Source organism: Neobacillus mesonae (assembly GCF_001636315.1).
GTDB classification, from domain to species: Bacteria; Bacillota; Bacilli; order Bacillales; family Cytobacillaceae; genus Neobacillus; species Neobacillus mesonae.
On the sequence record NZ_KV440949.1, the window covers coordinates 829790 to 848857 of the forward strand.

Genomic DNA, 19068 nt, shown 5'->3' on the forward strand with positions numbered 1-19068 from the left:
CGTTTCTATTTCCCATGAAAAAGAATTACGTTTTTCGAGTAAAATGAGGATTTTTTGAGCGCGGCTCTCCAAGTATTTCAGCCCAAACAATCCCATTTATAATCATGCTGGCATCCGGTTCTTCTTGTAAGAAACTTTTCTCCTCAGCTGTTTCAATGTAACGATGCTCTTTTACTCTTGGTAGTGCTTCTACTCCTTCTTTCTGAAGGTTTTGGTTTTCTTGTTCCTGCATTTGAACCTGTACTTTATGTTTTACTCTCTGCCGGTTGATCAATTCTGGATTTGATGGCAGAGGGTGCTGGGCTTCGCTCTGGACCGGTTTTGTTCTTTTATTCGTTTCATTCTGCATAAAGGTCTTAATTTCCTCGAAAGTTTCAAAGGAAATTGGCTTATTTCTTCTATGATCCTGTTTGTTAGTCTTGCCTTTTCCAAAAATACTTGAGAGGATTCCCGCTATAATGATAAAAAATAGAATCTCCATATGGCCACCTCTTTCTTCCTACAGACCAGGCACTACGTTACTTATCATCCTTCTTTTCACCAGTTAATCGCCCAATTGATCCTCTCATATCTGTGTCAGCGGAAATATTTTTAAAGTTCAAATAATCCATTACACCAATATTCCCTGTTTTCAAGGCATCTGCCATCGCAAGAGGAACCGTCGCCTCCGCTTCTACTACCTTCGCCCTCATTTCCTGTACTTTCGCTTTCATTTCCTGCTCTTGAGCAACAGCCATCGCCCTGCGCTCCTCAGCTTTGGCTTGAGCAATCCGCTTATCCGCTTCCGCCTGTTCCGTCTGCAGCTCAGCACCGATATTTTTGCCAATATCCACATCCGCTATATCAATCGAAAGAATTTCAAAGGCTGTACCAGCATCCAGCCCCTTTGCTAACACAGTCTGCGAAATCAAATCAGGGTTTTCCAACACTTTACTATGGCTTTCAGAAGAACCAATGGTTGATACGACACCTTCACCGACACGGGCAACCACCGTTTCTTCCCCGGCACCTCCGACAAGACGATCGATATTGGCGCGGACGGTGATTCTTGCTTTCGCCTTTACTTCTATACCATTCTTGGCAACACCAGCAATAAACGGTGTTTCAATTACCTTTGGATTAACACTCATTTGTACGGCTTCCAACACATCACGGCCGGCAAGGTCAATGGCGGCACAACGTTCAAAGGTTAATTCAATATTGGCTCGTTGTGCCGCAATCAAGGCATTTACAACCCGGTCAACGTTACCCCCGGCAAGATAGTGGCTTTCAAGCTGGTTAATTGTCACCTTTAACCCTGCTTTATGTGCCTTAATTAACGGGTTTACCACCCTGCCGGGAATAACCCTGCGGAGTCTCATCCCAACAAGTGTGAAAATACTAATTCTTACTCCTGCGGCAAGCGCTGAAATCCAGAGCATCACCGGAATGAAAGATAGCAGGATACCAAAGAAAATTAAAGCAACTACAACTACTGCTACAATAAAAAATGTTCCACCTGTAATAAAATCCATATTTTTTACCTCCAGTCTAATTCTAGTTTACCTCGCGTACTACAATTCGGGCCCCTTCTACTTTAATGACTTTCACCCGTACATTTTTCTCAATATAGCTGCCTTCACTGACTACATCGATTCTCTCATTATTAATCACAATCGTACCCGCCGGGCGCAAGGTGGTCAAAGCAATTCCTTCCTGTCCCAGCAAATCTGTCCGGTTAATATTCGAAACATAGCCGTCTTCCTTTTTAGCGGTATCAAACAATACCATTTTATTAAACAGAATCAATTTCTTTCCTAACACCCTAATCATTAAAAAGAATACCGTAATTGAAATTATAATTGCAATGAGAATGGATACACCCATTTGCAAAGGGTTTTCCGCAGCCAGGAAAAAGCTGAAAAGCAAAGCACCAAAACCTAGAGTCCCCGCTACTGCACCGGGAAGAAATAGCTCAAAAAAGATTAATAAGATTCCAACAACAAATAATGTTAAGGTTCCAACCCCAGCAAGCCCTGCTTGGAAATGTCCATAAAAGAATAATACTAACGCAAATAAACCAATGAAACCCGCGATACCGAACTTCGGTGAAAATAGTTCAAGGATCATACCTACTCCCGCAATGGTTAAGAGAGCGGTTACAACGATCGGGTCAGTCAGAAATGCAGTCATTCTTATGTGAGCCCCCTTTCTATAATCAATAATACGTTTAATGCGCTATAAGGTTTCATTTATTATTGGTAATAAATAAAAAGACCACAGACAATTTGCCTGCGGTCCCGATGTCAGAATACTATGAAAGGTGTTGTTGTACAAATTTATTAACAAGTGAGCCGTCTGATTTACCTTTTACTTTAGGCATAATAGCAGCCATCACTTTTCCCATATCTGCTTTTGATTTTGCGCCAACCTCAAGAATCGTTTGTTTGACGATTTCAGCAAGTTCTTCTTCAGACAGCTGCTTCGGCATATACAATTCGACAATTGCGATCTCATTGCGCAATTTTTCAACCAGGTCCTCGCGGCCTGCTTTATCAAACTCATGGAGGGAGTCTTTGCGTTGTTTAAGTTCGCGAGTTAGGACCGTTAACTCTTGATCATCGGAAAGTTCTTTTACTCCAAGCTTAATGGCTTCATTTTGCATGGAAGCTTTGACCATCCGAATGACAGAGAGTTTGTCTTTTTCCCTACTTTTCATCGCTTGTTTCATGTCATTATTTAAACGCTCTAGAAGACTCATTTATTACACCCTCTTAAAACTTACGTTTTCTAGCTGCTTCAGACTTTTTCTTACGTTTTACACTTGGTTTTTCATAAAATTCGCGCTTTCTTGCCTCTTGCAAAGTACCAGTTTTTGATACAGAACGTTTGAAGCGACGAAGAGCATCTTCAAGCGATTCGTTTTTACGAACGACGGTTTTAGACATCCTCTTTCCCTCCCTCCGAAACACAACACACTAACATCAATCCATGTACCTTGCAATTATAATATAACCTTGAAGCTAGGTCAACTGAAATTAACTTATCTAAGACTAGACAATTCAAATTTTATTCGGTGAAAGAATATTTTTTACAGCTTGCCTTTCATCGAAAGTAAATGGCATGTCCCTTCAGCATAGACCATACAATGAATGAAGGGGGGCCTAAGACAATGCTGTACATATTATTATTTGTTCTTTGTATCTTATTATTTATTTTTGGAATGACCATTATACGCTTTGGCTTGTTTAATTTGTCTGCCAATAAATTAAAAACGTGGCTGATTAAACTGACAAGCTCACCTTTAAAAGGAATGCTGACAGGAACATTTATTACCGCTCTTATTCAAAGCAGTTCGGCGGTAATGGTTATTACAATTGGTTTAATTTCGGCAAGGATCATGACCTTTCCGCAATCAATCGGTATCATTCTTGGGACAAACATCGGCACGACATTTAAAACCGAGCTGATTACCTTTAACTTAGACGCTGTTTTAGTTCCGTTTGCGGTCGGCGGCGCTGCTATGATCTTATTTCCAAATAAAAAAATAAGGAGTATTGGGATGCTGTTTTTCGGGATTGCTTCCGTTTTTACGGCGATGAAAGGGTTTGAGATGTTGGCCCATCCCCTTACCTCCATGAAAGCCATTCATCATTTTATCTTATCAATAAATGATAATATCATTTTAAGTTTGCTCACAGGCACCATTATTACATCGATTATCCAGTCAAGTACGGCGATGACGGGAATCGCTATGGGATTTTTATCAGCGGGGCTCTTGCAGCTTGATGCAGGCATTGCAATTGTTTTTGGGGCCAATATCGGTACATGTGTTACCGCGTTGATAGCCGCGATCGGAGGCGGCAGCGAATCGAGGCTCGCCGCCTACGCCCACGTCTGGCTTAACGTTTTCGGTGTCCTGCTATTTCTCCCGCTGATCCCGTGGCTAACGGAATTCGCCCCGTTAATGGCCAGCAAAAAGGATGTCCAGCTGGCACATATAAGCGTTATCTTTAATGTCGCTACCTCACTGCTTGTACTGCCATTTGCCGTAAAATTCGGCGAGATGATATTATTCTTGCATGATAAGAAGCCGAGAACCCCTATAATTAAAGAATAATGGGTACTTGTGGGATGTAACTAATTCATTGAATAACCGAATTTAAATTGGAATAACAAAATTGTAGGAATTGGGGGCTATCGGGCTATTGGCGACATAACTCAGTACAAAAATGAGTAAAGTGTTTCTAATCGAGGCTGTTGGCGACATAACTCAGTACAAAAATGAGTAAAGTGTTTCCAATCAAGGCTATTGGCGACATAACTCAGTGTAAAAATTTGAAAAGTGTTTCCAATCAAGGCTATTGACGACATAGCTTGGTGTAAAAATTTGAAAAGTGTTTCCAATCTGGGCTATTGGTGACATAACTCGGTACAAAAATGAGTAAAGTGTTTCCAATCGAGGCTATTGGCGACATAGCTCAGTATAAAAATCTGAAAAGTGTTTCCAATCAAGGCTGTTGGCGACATAACTCAGTGTAAAAAGCTGAAAAGTGTTTCCAATCAAGGCTATTGGCGACATAACTCGGTACAAAAATGAGGAAAGTGTTTCCAATTGAGGCTGTTGGCGGCAACATTCATTACAAAGCAAGAAAATGCCTCCATATATAGGATATTAGTAACAAAATTAAAAAGAGGTGTCCCTGTGAATTTTGGGACACCTTCGTTTTAGATTGCTGCTTCCTCTTGTGAAAGGATTTCGTCTTTTAAGGACATGCGGTCGTCGACTACCTTAACGAACTGTCCTTCATTGTATGGATAGCCTGCTTTAGTAATTTTCACTTTGACAATTTTCCCAACCATATCTTCTGTTGCTGGGAAGACGACTTTCATGTAGTTATCGGTATAACCTTCGTAAAGGCCTGAATTTGAGTCTTCCTTGAATTTTTCTTCAGGAATGACTTCGAGTACTTCTCCTTCAAACTGGGATGCGTACTCTTTTGCCAGCTGGTCCGAAAGGGTAATTAAGCGATGGACCCGTTCATTCTTGATTTCCTCATCTACTTGGTCCTCCATTCTGGCTGCAGGTGTGCCAGTTCGCTTTGAATAAGGAAATACATGAAGTTCAGAGAATTTATGTTCTTTAATAAAGCTATATGTCTCCATAAACTCTTCCTCTGTTTCACCCGGGAAACCAACGATGACGTCCGATGTAACCGCCAAGCCGGGAAGCACTTCTTTCAGACGTTCCAATCTTTCAGCGAAGAATTCCATCGTATACTTACGGCGCATCCTTTTTAGCACGGTATTCGAACCAGATTGAATTGGAATATGCAAATGGCGGACAACAAGATTAGAATGTTTGATGACTTCGATTACTTCATCGGTAATTTGACTTGCTTCAATAGATGAAATACGAAGACGCTCCAATCCCTTTACACCTGCCTCTAAATCACGAAGAAGCATCGCCAAATTATAATCCTTCATATCCTCGCCGTATCCACCAGTATGGATACCCGTTAAGACGATTTCTTTATACCCTGCATCAACTAGCTGCTGGGCTTGTCTGATTACTTCCTTTGGATCACGTGATCTCATTAGTCCGCGGGCCCATGGAATAATACAGAAGGTACAGAAATTGTTACAACCTTCCTGAATCTTTAATGATGCCCGTGTCCGGTCTGTAAATGCAGGGACGTCAAGCTCCTCGTAGACGCGGTTCTTCATGATATTCCCGACACCATTAATAGGCTGTCGTTCTTTTTTATACTGCTCAATATATTCAAGCATTTTTATCCGGTCCTGTGTTCCAACGACAATGTCAACGCCAGGAATTGCCATGATTTCAGCCGGCGATGTTTGAGCATAACAGCCGGTTACACAAATAACAGCATCCGGGTTTTTCCGAACTGCACGGCGAATCACTTGACGGCTTTTTTTATCACCTGTATTGGTTACCGTACAAGTATTAATAACATATACATCAGAAGTTGATTCAAAATCAACCCGCTCATAACCTTCCTGTTTAAACAATTGCCAGATTGCTTCAGTCTCATAGTGATTAACTTTACAACCAAGTGTATGAAATGCGACTGTTGGCATTTAACTCACCTCAGTAATTCAAAATGATAGGAAATTGCCGCCAATGTATATAAAGGGGCTGTTTCCGTTCTTAAAATCCGCGGACCTAACCCGCAGAGAACAAATCCGTTACTTTTTAACTTTTGAACCTCTTCATCCGCTAACCCGCCTTCAGGACCAAATACCAACAGTATTGAATCTCCCGGCTGCATTTGCTTAAGTGATGAAGAAAAGTTAGATGATTCGCCTTCCCTGCTTTCTTCCTCGTAAGCAGCTAATTTATATTGGAAATCCTTACTTTTTTCGAGCATAGCATGAAAGCTCATCGGGCTTATAATTTCTGGAACCTTCGAGCGATGTGATTGTTCCGCAGCTTCTTTAGCAATTTTTTGCCATCTTTCTATTTTTTTGGCTGCTTTTTTCTCATCCCATTTAACAACCGAGCGTGCCGCAGAAAATGGTAGGAACTGGTGTGCACCTAATTCCGTACCCTTCTGAATAATCCATTCCAGCTTGTCCCCCTTTGGCAGTCCACTGGCGATCGTAATGGAAATCGGAAGCTCCGAATTCCCTTCTTTCCATTGTACAACGTCTGCAACAACTGTTTCATCGGTAATTTCTACAAGCCGGCACACCGCCTGCTTTCCATCTTTATCGACGCAAATGATTTCATCACCAATTTGCATCCGCATTACCTTGATGATATGATGACGGTCGTCTCCCTCAATCTTAAAACTGTCATCTTTTGCTCGATGGTTAACAAAGTAGCGTTGCACACTTTTGCACCCTCTCTAAAACGTTTTACTCCTTATTTTACTAAAGATTAATCAATAAGGAAAGCTGTTATCTCAAATAAATGGTTCAAGGGTCCCCCATATGAGAGACCCCATTTTCTTGGATTATTTTTTTTCAGCAATTAGCGCTACCCAATCCTCCATCAAGATTGTTTCTATAATTTCAAATCCCGATGCAATCAGCGAGTCCTTTACTTGATCCTTTTTCGGCTGAATAATCCCCGATGCGATGAAAGATCCGCCAGGCTTTAATACTTTGGCAGCATCATCGGTAAATCTTAAGATAACCTCTGCTAAAATATTGGCAACAATAACATCCGCTGAACCTTCCTCGACCCCATCAAGCAGATTATTTTGGTTAACTGACACAATATTGTTAACTTTATTCAGCTTAATATTTAATCGCGCCTGAGTGACAGCAACTTCATCAAGATCATAGGCTCTTATGTCTTCTGCACCTAACATTGCAGCAGCAATACTCAGCACTCCAGATCCGGTTCCAACATCAATCACCCGGTCACCAGAACGGACTGTTCTTTCCAGTGCTTGAATGCACATAACCGTTGTCGGATGAGTACCAGTTCCAAAAGCCATGCCAGGGTCCAATTCAATGATCAATTCGTCACTGCTGACTGGATTGTAAATTTCCCATGTCGGAACAATGGTAAATCGCTCCGAAATTTTCACCGGATTATAATACTTTTTCCAAGCAGTTGCCCACTCTTCTTCATTAACCTCACTGATGGTAACCTTATTAAGACCAATATCAATATTATAAATAATTAAATTATTTATCGAGTCTTTAATCGCATCAACCGTTTCACCTAAAAAACTATTGACCGGCAGGTAGGCCTTCACAATGACGCCTTCTTCCGGGTAATCACCTGGATTGAGTTGGTAGATTTCGCCGAATTGATCTTCCCTTTCTTTCGTTAACTCAAATGGATCTTCAATGACGACACCGCTCGCCCCGGCCTCATGCAATATATTAGAAATAGGTTCGACCGCTTCGTTTGTTGTATGGATACTAATTTCAGACCATTTCATTCTACCAACTCCAATCCTTACTCACCTTTAAAGGCACGTTTTACTTTTGAGAAAAAGCTTTCTTCATGGTCACCAAGCGGTGCTGAGCCGCTGATCTCCGCAAATTCACGCAGCAGCTGCTTTTGTTTATCCGTTAATTTTGTTGGCGTAATGATCCGTACTTGGATATGCTGGTCCCCAACTCCATATCCGCGGACATTAGGCACACCTTTTCCTCTGAGACGGAATTTTGTACCTGTTTGTGTACCCGCAGGAATTTTCAATTTAACCTTTCCATGGAGGGTTGGCACTTCAATTTCGTCCCCTAAAGAAGCCTGAACAAATGTGATCGGCATTTCACAATAAATGTCATCGCCGTCTCTCTCAAAGAATTCGTGCGGGCGGACATGGAAAACAACATAAAGATCGCCAGCTGGACCGCCGTTCATCCCGGCTTCCCCTTGTCCGGCCATTCTTAATTGTTGTCCATCATCAATGCCTGCAGGAATTTTCACATGGATTATTTTACGCTTTTTCACCTTACCGCTGCCGCCGCAAGTTGAACATTTTTGTTTAATCTCCTTACCGGTACCATTACAGTAATGACAGGTCCGGCGATTCACAATTCGACCAAACGGAGTGTTTTGTTCAACACTTACCTGCCCGGAACCATTACAGTGCTTACAGGTTTCAGGCTTTGTTCCAGGTTTAGCACCTGAGCCATGACAAGTTTCACATGTTTCTTCCCTTGGTATTTCGATATCGGTTTCTTTGCCAAAAGCTGCTTCTTCAAAAGAAACCGTCATTGTATACTGCAGGTCAGCACCCTGTCTAGGGGCATTTGGGTCTCTTCTGCGAGAGCCGCCGCCGCCGCCAAAGAAGGTATTAAAGATATCCTCAAAACCGCCGAAGCCGCCAAAATCTGAACCGCCTCCGAAACCGCCGAAGCCTTGATTTGGATCAGTATGTCCGAACTGGTCATAATGCGCCTTTTTCTGGTCATCACTTAATACTTCGTAAGCTTCCGCAATTTCTTTAAATTTTTCGGCTGCATCTGGTTCTTTATTAATATCTGGATGATATTTTTTCGATAGCTTACGATAAGCCTTTTTTATTTCATCCTTAGAAGCACTTTTACTGACACCAAGCACTTCATAGTAATCCCGTTTACTCATGATTACCACTCCCGAATCTGTCACATAAAGCTTATTTTAACATCGTGAAGAAGTAGAAAGCAATAAAAAAACATATGAATCTAGTCGTACTGTCGATAATCAATGAAAAAGCCAAAGTCTAGGAATCTGACTTTGACTTTTCATTAACAGATACACACATTTTGGTTTTTCTGCTTATTTGTCATCCTTTACTTCTTCGAATTCCGCATCAACGACATTGTCATCTTTTGCTGAAGCGCCGTCTGTATCTTGAGCGCCTTGCTGTGCCTGCGCCTGCTGTGCTGCCTGTTCATAAAGTTTTACTGACAGGTCTTGAACGATTTGCTGTAATGCATCCTTTTTAGTACGCATTTCGGTTAAGTCATTCTTCTCGATGGCTTGTTTTAAAGCATCCTTGGCTTCATTTGCTTTTGCCACTTCTGCGGCATCCACCTTGCCTTCAAGATCCTTTAATGTTTTTTCAGTTGTAAAGACTAGCTGATCTGCTTCATTGCGAAGCTCTGCTTCTTCTTTACGAGTTTTATCTGCTTCCGCATTTTCTTCTGCTTCTCTGACCATTTTTTGAATTTCATCATCTGATAAGCCAGTTGAAGATTTAATTGTAATTTGCTGCTCTTTGTTTGTGCCTAAGTCCTTCGCACGAACGTTTACTATACCGTTTTTATCAATATCAAATGTTACTTCAATTTGTGGAATTCCACGTGGTGCCGGTGGAATATCAGCCAATTGGAAGCGTCCTAGTGTTTTATTATCCGCTGCCATTGGACGTTCCCCTTGTAGCACATGAATGTCTACAGCTGTCTGGTTATCCGCAGCAGTTGAGAAAACTTGTGATTTTGAAGTTGGAATCGTTGTATTACGGTCAATTAACTTCGTAAAAACACCGCCCATTGTTTCAATACCAAGTGAAAGTGGTGTAACGTCAAGCAATACGACATCTTTCACATCCCCGGTAATAACACCGCCTTGGATTGCTGCCCCCATCGCTACCACTTCATCAGGGTTTACACCGCGGTGAGGTTCTTTTCCAGTCGCTTTTTTAATCGCTTCTTGCACTGCTGGAATACGAGTAGAACCACCGACAAGAATAACCTTATCAATTTCGGAAGCCGACAGGCCGGCATCGCTAAGAGCCTGGCGTGTTGGTCCCATTGTACGTTCAACAAGATGTGCTGTCAGTTCATCAAATTTTGCTCTTGTTAGAGATACTTCAAGATGAAGCGGACCCGCAGGACCTGCAGTGATAAATGGTAAAGATATTTGTGTAGAGGTTACACCAGAAAGATCTTTCTTAGCTTTTTCAGCTGCATCCTTTAGACGTTGTACAGCCATTTTATCTTGGGCTAGATCAATGCCGTTTTCTTTTTTAAATTGTTCAACTAAATAATCAATAATCACTTGGTCAAAATCATCACCGCCAAGACGATTATCGCCTGCAGTTGCCTTTACTTCGAATACGCCGTCACCAAGTTCAAGAATAGAGACGTCAAAAGTACCGCCGCCAAGGTCATATACTAGAATGGTTTGATCTTGATCCGTTTTATCAAGGCCATACGCAAGAGCCGCAGCGGTCGGTTCGTTGATAATCCGCTCTACCTCAAGACCAGCAATTTTCCCTGCATCTTTAGTTGCCTGCCGTTCAGCGTCGTTAAAGTACGCAGGAACAGTAATAACTGCCTTTGTTACAGGTTCACCTAGATAGTCTTCAGCATAAGATTTTAAATACTGCAGAATAATAGCAGATAATTCTTGAGGTGTATATTGTTTTCCTTCTATTTCTTCCTTATGAGCTGTACCCATATGGCGCTTAATTGAAATAATTGTATTTGGATTTGTAATCGCCTGGCGCTTTGCCACTTCCCCAACCTGACGTTCACCATTTTTGAAGGCAACAACAGATGGAGTCGTGCGGTTCCCTTCTGGATTCGGAATTACTTTTGGTTCGCCGCCTTCAAGTACAGCCACACAGGAGTTTGTTGTACCAAGGTCAATACCAATAATTTTGCTCATTCCCTTTTCCTCCTTAAAATTATATGTAGATTACTGATTGACTTTCACCATGGATGGACGGATGACACGGTCCTTAAGAAGATACCCCTTTTGGAATTCTTCAATCACAGTGTTAGGTCCAAAGTTTCCATCTTCACCCTGCATAACTGCATGGTGCTGATGCGGATCAAACTCTTTCCCAACAGCTTCAATCGGTTCCAAGCCTTCCTTTTTCAAAGCTTCTAATAAGCCGCGGTAAACCATATCCATCCCTTGAAGCAATGATTTTGTTTGTTCATTATCGGCTTCGATTTGAAGTGCTCTTTCAAAATTATCTAAGACAGATAATAAATCTGTCACAACATTTTGTGCTCTATATTTTTCTGCCGCTTCTTGATCTAATTTTGTACGACGGCGGAAATTATCAAAATCAGCCTGCAAGCGTAAATAACGGTTGTCCGCCTCTTCCAGCTTACTCTTTAACTGCCCAATTTCTTTTTGAAGCTCTTCAAGCTGTTCGCCCGCATTTGCCTCTGTGGCAGTACTTTCTTCCGGAGTTACGCCTTCCTTCTCAACTGAATTTATTTCTTCAGCAAGGTTTACATCCTCATTTTTAAGCTCTTCGGTTTCTTGATTCATTGTCTGGCTTTTTTCATTCATCAACATGCTCACCTCCCTTAAAGCATTTCATCCTATTGAAATCATTTATTTTCATGATAAAAGGGGTGAAACAAATTGGTATTTCACCCTTACTCAATATTACCAGAGCTAATTATTTTGATACAGCCTTGTTAATACCGAGGTTAAATCCTGGCTTAACAGCTGCATCAGACCAATCACCCGGGAATATTCCATTCTGGTTGGGCCAAGAATCGCAATTGAACCTAATTTTTCATCGCCAACCGAATAGGTTGCTGTGATTAAACTGCAGTCATCCATAATCTTATTGTTGTTCTCACTGCCAATTTTCACATGAATTCCTTTCGAATTATTTCGAATGATATTGGTGATCCATTCTTCTTGATCAATCATCGTCATTAAGTCGCGAATTTTCGTAATATCATGAAATTCCGGCTGGCTCAGCATATTTGTTTTACCGCCAAAGAATAATTTTTCCGAGATTGGCATTTTTAGGAGCTGGGCAAACGTATGCAGCATTAAGTCATAATTATGAATATGCTGCTTTAATAGCATTGCTACCTCCTTATAGATTTTATTATTTAAATCCTCCAGAGGAACTCCGCTTAAACGATCATTTAATATATTTACCGTTTTTTCAAGATCGCCGGCATCCACTGATGGCGGCAAGGAAAACATTCGGTTTTCAACATGACCTGTATCGGTAACAAAAATCGCAACTGCCGTTTCTTTATTCAAAGGAATAATTTGTATTTTTCTCAGCTTGTTAATACTAACAGCTGGTCCCAGCACGATCGACGTGTAATTCGTTAAATCCGATAAAATGCTTGCTGACCTTTGAATAATCTTCTCAAATTCAACAATTTTCTCAGCAAAAATCGATTGAATAATAGAAATATCACGCTTAGTCAATGATTGAGGTGATAACAAATGGTCAACATAGTAACGGTAACCTTTTTCAGATGGAACCCTTCCCGAAGAAGTATGTGTCTTTTCAATAAATCCCATTTCCTCCAGGTCTGCCATTTCATTTCGAATGGTCGCAGAACTCAGCGAGATTCCTTCCTTTTTCGACAAGCTTCTTGAGCCGACTGGCTGTGCAGAACGAATAAAGTCATCAACAATCACCTGAAGTATTAATAATTGACGATCTGTTAACAACATTCATCACCTCTGTTAGCACTCATTAAACCCGAGTGCTAATTATATTAATAAATTATCAAAAAAGAGAGGATGGTGTCAATCAAACACACCTAAAAACATTTGGAAAACTTCATTTCCTAAAAGCCGCCCTTGTTTTGTTAAAAATATATTATCGCCGCTGACTTCTATCCATTTTTTTAACAATAATTCGTTTAATTCCTTTTCAAAAATCTCGAACGGGCCCCGGCCGTATTTTTGCGCAAATTTAGATATTTGTACTCCTGAAGTCTTTCGTAATCCTAAAAACATTTCCTCTTCCATTTGTTCAGTGAGGGTAACTTGATGATTATCCAAAATTGGCAGCTCACCATTGTTTAAGGAATCGATATATTTTTTTAATGGGCCGATATTCGAACGCCTATATCCATTTACATAGCTATGGGCACCGGCGCCAAAACCAAAGTAATACTCATTTTCCCAATAGGTTAAATTATGCCTGCTTTCATAGCCGGGTTTGGCAAAATTACTAATTTCATACTGATTGAGACCATGCTTCTCCATTTCCTCCATAACAACCTCATACATTCGCGCCTCTAGATCTTCTCCAGGAGTTGGCAGTTTTCCCTTTTTCAGCAAATTATAAAAGACTGTCTTTGGCTCAATGATTAATGAATAGGCCGAATAATGTGGAAGCTCTAAAGAAAAGGCTTCAGATAATGACGCTTTAAAGTCCCCCAATGTTTGCGTCGGTAAACTATAAATTAAATCAATACTGATATTTTCGAAACCAAGTGACTTAATCTTGTCAATCGTTTGATAAACATCTTTTGCTTTGTGCACCCGTCCGATTTTGGTCAATAATTCATCATTAAAGGTTTGAACACCAAGGCTGATTCGATTTACTCCAGCATTCCTTAATATTTGTAGTTTTTCCTTTGACAAGTCACCGGGATTTGCCTCGAAGGTAAATTCAAGATTTGCTGCTTTGGGTAAATTCGTGTTAATACTGTCACAAAAACGCTCAAGCTGCCGCTCATTTAATGATGTTGGTGTCCCGCCGCCGACAAAAATTGTTTCCAGCTCAGCTGCCGGTGCTTCTTCCAGCGTGAGTTTCATCTCCCGGTCAAGAGCTGTTATATAGTCATCGACAGGCTGACCTTTTAAAAATACTTTATTAAAATCGCAATAATAACATATATGCTCACAAAACGGGATATGAAGATAGGCTGCTTTCATTTATTTCACCTTCCTTACACAACAGGAACTAAGCGTATCCTGTAAATCAATAGTATAACTAAAAAGAGGCTAGACAGCATAACGGCTTGTCCAACCTCCCATTCGCTTATTTTTTTGTATTGCTATCATCCATTTTTAACACGGCCATAAACGCTTCTTGCGGTACTTCGACTGAACCGACCTGCTTCATCCGTTTTTTACCTTCTTTTTGCTTTTCAAGCAGCTTCCGTTTACGGGAAATATCTCCGCCGTAACATTTGGCCAGTACGTTTTTACGCATCGCTTTAATACTTGAGCGGGCTACAATCTTTGTGCCAATAGCAGCCTGTACCGGAACCTCAAATTGCTGTCTTGGAATTAAATCCTTTAATTTTTCAACAATTACTTTTCCGCGCTCATATGCAAAATCTTTATGAACGATAAAGCTTAAGGCATCGACTTTTTCATTGTTCAACAATATATCCATTTTAACCAGTTTCGACGGTTTATAACCGATCAGCTCGTAATCAAATGAAGCATATCCTCTAGTGTTTGATTTCAATTGATCAAAGAAATCATAGACGATTTCTGCAAGCGGAATCTCATAAATAATGCTGACGCGGTTTTCATCCAAATACTGCATGTCCACGAAAATTCCACGCTTTTGCTGGCATAGTTCCATAATCGCACCAACATACTCATTTGGCGCCATCATCGTCGCTTTAACATAAGGCTCTTCAACCCGGTCAATTTTTTGCGGATCTGGCATATTAGATGGGTTATCAACATTGAGCTGTGCGCCATCTGTCATGTGAACATGGTAAATAACGCTAGGTGCCGTGGTAATTAAATCAATTTTAAATTCCCGTTCGATCCGCTCTTGAATGATTTCCATGTGGAGCAGTCCTAAAAATCCACAGCGGAAGCCAAAGCCAAGCGCCTGCGAGGTTTCCGGCTCAAACTGAAGCGCGGAATCATTTAGCTGCAGCTTTTCCAGTGCCTCACGCAAATCATTGAATTTAGCGGTATCAATTGGATACAAGCCACAATAAACCATTGGATTCAGCTTGCGGTATCCCGGAAGCGGCTCAGCAGCGCCCTTTTTCGCGTTAGTAATCGTATCACCGACGCGTGTATCCCCAACATGTTTAATCGATGCGGCCAGGTAGCCAACATCCCCAACAGTTAGTTCATCTTGAGGCACTGCTTTCGGATTGTGGACTCCTACTTCAGTCACTTCAAATTCCGCTCCAGTTGCCATCATTTTAATCTTATCACCGACTTTAACTGTCCCATCCACCACACGAATGTAGACGATTACGCCGCGGTAGGCATCGTATAATGAATCGAAAATTAACGCCTTTAATGGTGCGTCAGGATCTCCTAAAGGTGCAGGAACCGTTTTGACGACCTGTTCAAGAATATCTTCAATTCCAATGCCCGCCTTAGCGGATGCCAAAACAGCCTCGGATGCATCCAACCCGATAACATCTTCAATTTCATTGCGAACCCTTTCAGGATCTGCACTTGGTAAATCAATTTTATTAATAACCGGTAAAATTTCCAGATCATTATCAAGTGCCAAGTACACATTGGCTAATGTCTGGGCTTCAATTCCCTGGGCAGCGTCCACGACTAAAATAGCCCCTTCACATGCTGCAAGACTGCGGGATACCTCGTACGTAAAGTCGACGTGTCCCGGTGTATCAATTAAATGAAAAATATATTCTTCTCCGTCTTGTGCTTTGTACTTTAATTGGACGGCATTTAATTTGATCGTTATCCCGCGTTCCCTTTCCAGATCCATGGAATCTAGCAGCTGCTCTTTCATTTCACGGGAGGATAATGCATTGGTTTTCTCCAAAATCCGATCCGCCAAAGTTGATTTTCCATGGTCAATATGAGCAATAATCGAGAAATTTCTGATTTTCGATTGTCGTTTAAGTCTTTCTTCTCTGTTCATGTCGTTCACTCCTACTATACACGCCACACGTAGACTATTTTTGATTATATCAGCAGGAAATTCAAGATTCAATTAAATTCGAATAGCGGCACCAATTTGGCGCCGCTATTTTTTACTCTGTTATTTTTTGAATCAGTTTTTCTGAAGCGTTTGTCATGCCTTCAGACATTTTTTTACCCATCGAAGAAAAGAAATTAAAGGCATTCATTTCCTCCAGCTTCTTCTTTTTAGCTTCAAGATCATGGCTTGATATATTTTTACCAAGAAATGTCGCCTGAAAATCTTTGTCATTTTCATGAATTGAAACCGCATTTTGAAAGTTGGGGTCGTTGTAACCCTTCATTTTATGAATGCCATTATTCGCGAGTTCCATCCCGGTAAGCACAGAGATAAACATTAAGGCAGCGGCAACAAAGCTTTTCAGCATAAATTTCTTCATACATAATCCCTTATTTCTATTGTTTATTTGTTGACTGATCCGTATCAGAATTTACCTTTTCAGCCTGCCAGTAGAATTCACTAAATACTTCCGCAAGAGCATCTGCCGAACGGTTTAATTCTTCGAAAGTATTATCTACCCCGCCGAATTCAATTAAAATGGCATTTTCAGAAAGGTTTTGGTTGTAAACTGCATTTCCGGTACCTGCTGGCTTAACAAAAACACCCCGGCTTAAACCTTTATACTTAGCCTCTAACCGTTTGTGAAGCTCCCTTGCTAATTTTTCATTCTTTTCGTGATTAGGGTTTCGGCCGCCTATAATAAATGCAAGCTTAGCATAAGCTTTACCGTTAAGCGTCGTTGTCGTTTTGCCTTTTCGCTGCGAGTCGCGGTGAATATCAATAAAATAATGTAAATCCCGGTTTGAAGCCATTGCTTCCCTAACAACCAATCCTGATTCTTGATAGGATTGTGTATAATCCCATTTCTTTTTATTTAAGTTCTCCTGAATATCTGTTTTATCCACAAAGGTTCCAATTCCTCGATCCTCAAGACTTGTTTTTAGGTGGTCGCCAATGTTCATTACGTTAATTTTTGAATGTTGTGCCAAATTAGGATTCGTAACACCTTTTAGATATGGTAAATACGATTCACGATTATGTGTGAAATATAAATAAACGACCTTTCGCTTCCCGGTAGTTTGTCCCGGTACAGCGGGTTTTTTCCCTTCAAGCGGCTGTTCTAAATCCTCTAAATTCTGCAGGGATGCCTCGCGTTCTGCTTTCATAATCTCAATCGGCGGTGCTGATTCCATTGGCATGTTCGTATAATTGGTCCCTTCACCGGCAACAAGAATTTGTCCGTCGAATTGAAAGAAACCTGGAAGTTCACGTCCTAAAAGGCTTCGCGGATCATCAAGATTAATATTACTTGCAAGTTTAAAGACAAGATTTGTTAAATTTGGTGACGCGGCATCGGGTTTTACCGTTAAGAAATGGTGATTTTCCCAGCCCATCAGTTGATATAACAGTTCGCCATTTACATTTGTTGCCGCTTGATTCACAGATGTTGATGTTAATCTGTATTGTGGCTTTAACGAGGTTAATAATCCACTAATAGAGAAAATCAATAGCATAAATAGAAATAGCGCGGCTGCAACTTTTAGTAAGCTTGTCCCTTGTACGATTACAAATGTTTCTGAAGCTCTTCTCATGGTTCCACCTCGCATAGCAGATTCTAGTAAATCCTATGACGTTACTAGAATTGATAGAACCACTTTTGTCTCTTTTTGGTGGAATTTAATCCTTACCTTGTATAGTATCCTGCGTTATCCTGGTTTACTATACTGTGGAGGGCAGCGTTTAAACCATTGGCCAGCAGGTTGGCCATGTCTTCGATGAATACGTCCACTTCCTTTGGTGTAACCATCAAATTATGACCCAGCGGTGATAAGACCTCATAAATGAGCTTTCGCTTTTCATCCTCCTCAAGCGTTCCAATGATTCCGAGAAATGTCTTTCGATGCTGCTCCTCCGGTAAATCTTCATCAGTCAGCTTTCGGCGTTCTCCAAAAGTCATGCCAGCCGGAGCAAGTGATCTTGAAGGACGGTTTCCTTCCCGCATCTCTTTGCCAAAATGCTTTAGAATAAAATCGATTGTATCGCTGGTGATCGATACCGCATCCACGACAGTAGGCACACCAATAGCAAATACCGGCACTCCGAGCGTGTCCTTGCTTAGCTCCTTGCGTTTATTTCCCACGCCTGAACCTGGATGAATCCCTGTATCAGATATTTGAATGGTTGAATTAACTCGTTCAATTGACCTTGATGCTAAAGCATCAATCGCAACAACAAAATCAGGTTTTGTTTTTTCTACCACACCAAAAATGATGTCGCTTGTCTCTATTCCAGTCAGCCCCATAACACCAGGTGCCAGCGCGCTAACTGGACGGTAGCCCTCTTCTACATTTTCCGGCTGAAGCTGGAATAAATGACGGGTAACGAGCAGATTTTCACAAACCATAGGTCCAAGGGCATCGGGCGTGACATTCCAATTTCCAAGCCCGACAACGAGACAGGAGTCAGTTTTCTTAATCCCTGCGTTTTCCAAGAAATGGGCAAATTCCCGGGCAAAGACTCCGCCTGTTTTTTGCTGTACCTCTGTATTCTGTTCTCGAATCCCTTGCACTTCCAACGTTAAATACCGTCCTGCTTTTTTGCCGATTGCCGCTTCCCCTTGTTTTGTCACTTCAACCAAAGAAATTTTTATATCCTCTACATCTTTCTCTTTAATAATGACTCCTTCAATATGAGAAAGATTTTCCTCCTGGTCCACAGTGTTTTGTGCAATGACCATTTCCCTTGCCTCAATCGCCAAATCCGTACGAATGGAATATTTACTTAAATCTATTGACTCTTTCATTCATAAATCACTCCTATTAGATAAAACTAATTCCTAGTTTTTCCCTGTTTAAGATAAAACATGCAAGTTTATCTTGTTTAGCAATAGAATTCTGTATTGCAATATGGTATTTCGTTTGATAAAATATCTCTTGTTGCGAATAATCGTTTATGAATGTAAGTCGAGTTCATATAGTCTCGATTCTTTACAGGAGGTGAATGT

Annotated in this window: 18 protein-coding genes; 1 reads left to right on the forward strand and 17 read right to left on the reverse strand. The window is 41.0% G+C overall.

Going from position 1 to position 19068, the window contains the following annotated elements; all coding sequences use genetic code 11:
- Positions 1-25: 25 nt before the first annotated feature.
- The 5 genes from A6749_RS04215 to rpsU form a co-directional block, all read right to left on the reverse strand.
- Positions 26-481: a hypothetical protein gene (locus tag A6749_RS04215; RefSeq protein ID WP_066385613.1), complete on the reverse strand. Its 456-nt coding sequence runs from the start codon at positions 479-481 to the stop codon at positions 26-28.
- A 37-nt stretch (positions 482-518) separates the two neighbouring features.
- Complete coding sequence (gene floA, locus A6749_RS04220) at positions 519-1514, reverse strand: flotillin-like protein FloA (RefSeq protein WP_066385614.1); 996 nt, start codon at positions 1512-1514, stop codon at positions 519-521.
- 22 nt (positions 1515-1536) lie between these two features.
- Entirely contained in the window at positions 1537-2172 is a 636-nt protein-coding gene (locus A6749_RS04225) for an NfeD family protein (protein WP_066385619.1), read from the reverse strand.
- A gap of 121 nt (positions 2173-2293) precedes the next feature.
- Complete coding sequence (locus tag A6749_RS04230) at positions 2294-2740, reverse strand: GatB/YqeY domain-containing protein (protein WP_066385621.1); 447 nt, start codon at positions 2738-2740, stop codon at positions 2294-2296.
- A 13-nt stretch (positions 2741-2753) separates the two neighbouring features.
- Entirely contained in the window at positions 2754-2927 is a 174-nt protein-coding gene (rpsU, locus tag A6749_RS04235) for a 30S ribosomal protein S21 (RefSeq protein WP_003152957.1), read from the reverse strand.
- Positions 2928-3151: 224 nt separating this feature from the next.
- On the opposite strand from rpsU, the gene A6749_RS04240 reads away from it, so the two are divergent.
- Complete coding sequence (locus A6749_RS04240) at positions 3152-4099, forward strand: Na/Pi symporter (RefSeq protein ID WP_066385624.1); 948 nt, start codon at positions 3152-3154, stop codon at positions 4097-4099.
- A gap of 608 nt (positions 4100-4707) precedes the next feature.
- Here A6749_RS04240 and mtaB read toward each other — a convergent pair.
- The 12 genes from mtaB to gpr form a co-directional block, all read right to left on the reverse strand.
- Positions 4708-6081: a tRNA (N(6)-L-threonylcarbamoyladenosine(37)-C(2))-methylthiotransferase MtaB gene (gene mtaB, locus A6749_RS04245; protein WP_066385629.1), complete on the reverse strand. Its 1374-nt coding sequence runs from the start codon at positions 6079-6081 to the stop codon at positions 4708-4710.
- Between the two features lie 5 nt (positions 6082-6086).
- Entirely contained in the window at positions 6087-6836 is a 750-nt protein-coding gene (locus A6749_RS04250) for a 16S rRNA (uracil(1498)-N(3))-methyltransferase (protein ID WP_066385630.1), read from the reverse strand.
- 123 nt (positions 6837-6959) lie between these two features.
- The gene (gene prmA, locus A6749_RS04255; RefSeq protein WP_066385631.1) at positions 6960-7901 is read right to left on the reverse strand and encodes a 50S ribosomal protein L11 methyltransferase; all 942 of its coding nucleotides are present in this window, start codon (positions 7899-7901) and stop codon (positions 6960-6962) included.
- A gap of 17 nt (positions 7902-7918) precedes the next feature.
- Positions 7919-9055 carry a molecular chaperone DnaJ gene (dnaJ, locus tag A6749_RS04260; RefSeq protein ID WP_066385633.1) on the reverse strand — a complete coding sequence of 379 codons (1137 nt, stop codon included), beginning with the start codon at positions 9053-9055 and terminating at the stop codon, positions 7919-7921.
- Between the two features lie 174 nt (positions 9056-9229).
- Positions 9230-11065 carry a molecular chaperone DnaK gene (dnaK, locus tag A6749_RS04265; RefSeq protein WP_066385635.1) on the reverse strand — a complete coding sequence of 612 codons (1836 nt, stop codon included), beginning with the start codon at positions 11063-11065 and terminating at the stop codon, positions 9230-9232.
- Between the two features lie 30 nt (positions 11066-11095).
- Positions 11096-11704: a nucleotide exchange factor GrpE gene (grpE, locus tag A6749_RS04270; protein WP_066400784.1), complete on the reverse strand. Its 609-nt coding sequence runs from the start codon at positions 11702-11704 to the stop codon at positions 11096-11098.
- 108 nt (positions 11705-11812) lie between these two features.
- Positions 11813-12844, reverse strand: a complete 1032-nt coding sequence (gene hrcA, locus A6749_RS04275; protein ID WP_066400786.1) for a heat-inducible transcriptional repressor HrcA — start codon at positions 12842-12844, stop codon at positions 11813-11815.
- Positions 12845-12922: 78 nt separating this feature from the next.
- Positions 12923-14062 carry a radical SAM family heme chaperone HemW gene (hemW, locus tag A6749_RS04280; protein WP_066385638.1) on the reverse strand — a complete coding sequence of 380 codons (1140 nt, stop codon included), beginning with the start codon at positions 14060-14062 and terminating at the stop codon, positions 12923-12925.
- Between the two features lie 106 nt (positions 14063-14168).
- Positions 14169-16004 (reverse strand): translation elongation factor 4, encoded by a 1836-nt coding sequence (lepA, locus tag A6749_RS04285; RefSeq protein ID WP_066385640.1) that lies wholly within the window; start codon positions 16002-16004, stop codon positions 14169-14171.
- A 112-nt stretch (positions 16005-16116) separates the two neighbouring features.
- Positions 16117-16443: a DUF3679 domain-containing protein gene (locus A6749_RS04290; RefSeq protein ID WP_066385642.1), complete on the reverse strand. Its 327-nt coding sequence runs from the start codon at positions 16441-16443 to the stop codon at positions 16117-16119.
- A 16-nt stretch (positions 16444-16459) separates the two neighbouring features.
- Positions 16460-17656, reverse strand: coding sequence for a stage II sporulation protein P (gene spoIIP / locus A6749_RS04295; RefSeq protein WP_066385643.1), 1197 nt, complete (start codon positions 17654-17656; stop codon positions 16460-16462).
- Between the two features lie 92 nt (positions 17657-17748).
- Positions 17749-18867 (reverse strand): GPR endopeptidase, encoded by a 1119-nt coding sequence (gene gpr / locus A6749_RS04300; RefSeq protein WP_066385645.1) that lies wholly within the window; start codon positions 18865-18867, stop codon positions 17749-17751.
- Positions 18868-19068 lie beyond the last annotated feature (201 nt).

Excerpts from the sequence above, each read along its gene's own strand:
- dnaJ (WP_066385633.1), bottom strand. The coding sequence starts at position 9,055 with ATGAGTAAACGGGATTACTATGAAGTGCTTGGTGTCAGTAAAAGTGCT.
- prmA (WP_066385631.1), bottom strand. The coding sequence starts at position 7,901 with ATGAAATGGTCTGAAATTAGTATCCATACAACAAACGAAGCGGTCGAA.
- dnaK (WP_066385635.1), bottom strand. The coding sequence starts at position 11,065 with ATGAGCAAAATTATTGGTATTGACCTTGGTACAACAAACTCCTGTGTG.
- grpE (WP_066400784.1), bottom strand. The coding sequence starts at position 11,704 with ATGAATGAAAAAAGCCAGACAATGAATCAAGAAACCGAAGAGCTTAAA.
- mtaB (WP_066385629.1), bottom strand. The coding sequence starts at position 6,081 with ATGCCAACAGTCGCATTTCATACACTTGGTTGTAAAGTTAATCACTAT.
- A6749_RS04225 (WP_066385619.1), bottom strand. The coding sequence starts at position 2,172 with ATGACTGCATTTCTGACTGACCCGATCGTTGTAACCGCTCTCTTAACC.
- rpsU (WP_003152957.1), bottom strand. The coding sequence starts at position 2,927 with ATGTCTAAAACCGTCGTTCGTAAAAACGAATCGCTTGAAGATGCTCTT.
- hemW (WP_066385638.1), bottom strand. The coding sequence starts at position 14,062 with ATGAAAGCAGCCTATCTTCATATCCCGTTTTGTGAGCATATATGTTAT.
- floA (WP_066385614.1), bottom strand. The coding sequence starts at position 1,514 with ATGGATTTTATTACAGGTGGAACATTTTTTATTGTAGCAGTAGTTGTA.
- lepA (WP_066385640.1), bottom strand. The coding sequence starts at position 16,004 with ATGAACAGAGAAGAAAGACTTAAACGACAATCGAAAATCAGAAATTTC.
- A6749_RS04215 (WP_066385613.1), bottom strand. The coding sequence starts at position 481 with ATGGAGATTCTATTTTTTATCATTATAGCGGGAATCCTCTCAAGTATT.
- A6749_RS04230 (WP_066385621.1), bottom strand. The coding sequence starts at position 2,740 with ATGAGTCTTCTAGAGCGTTTAAATAATGACATGAAACAAGCGATGAAA.
- spoIIP (WP_066385643.1), bottom strand. The coding sequence starts at position 17,656 with ATGAGAAGAGCTTCAGAAACATTTGTAATCGTACAAGGGACAAGCTTA.
- gpr (WP_066385645.1), bottom strand. The coding sequence starts at position 18,867 with ATGAAAGAGTCAATAGATTTAAGTAAATATTCCATTCGTACGGATTTG.
- A6749_RS04290 (WP_066385642.1), bottom strand. The coding sequence starts at position 16,443 with ATGAAGAAATTTATGCTGAAAAGCTTTGTTGCCGCTGCCTTAATGTTT.
- A6749_RS04240 (WP_066385624.1), top strand. The coding sequence starts at position 3,152 with ATGCTGTACATATTATTATTTGTTCTTTGTATCTTATTATTTATTTTT.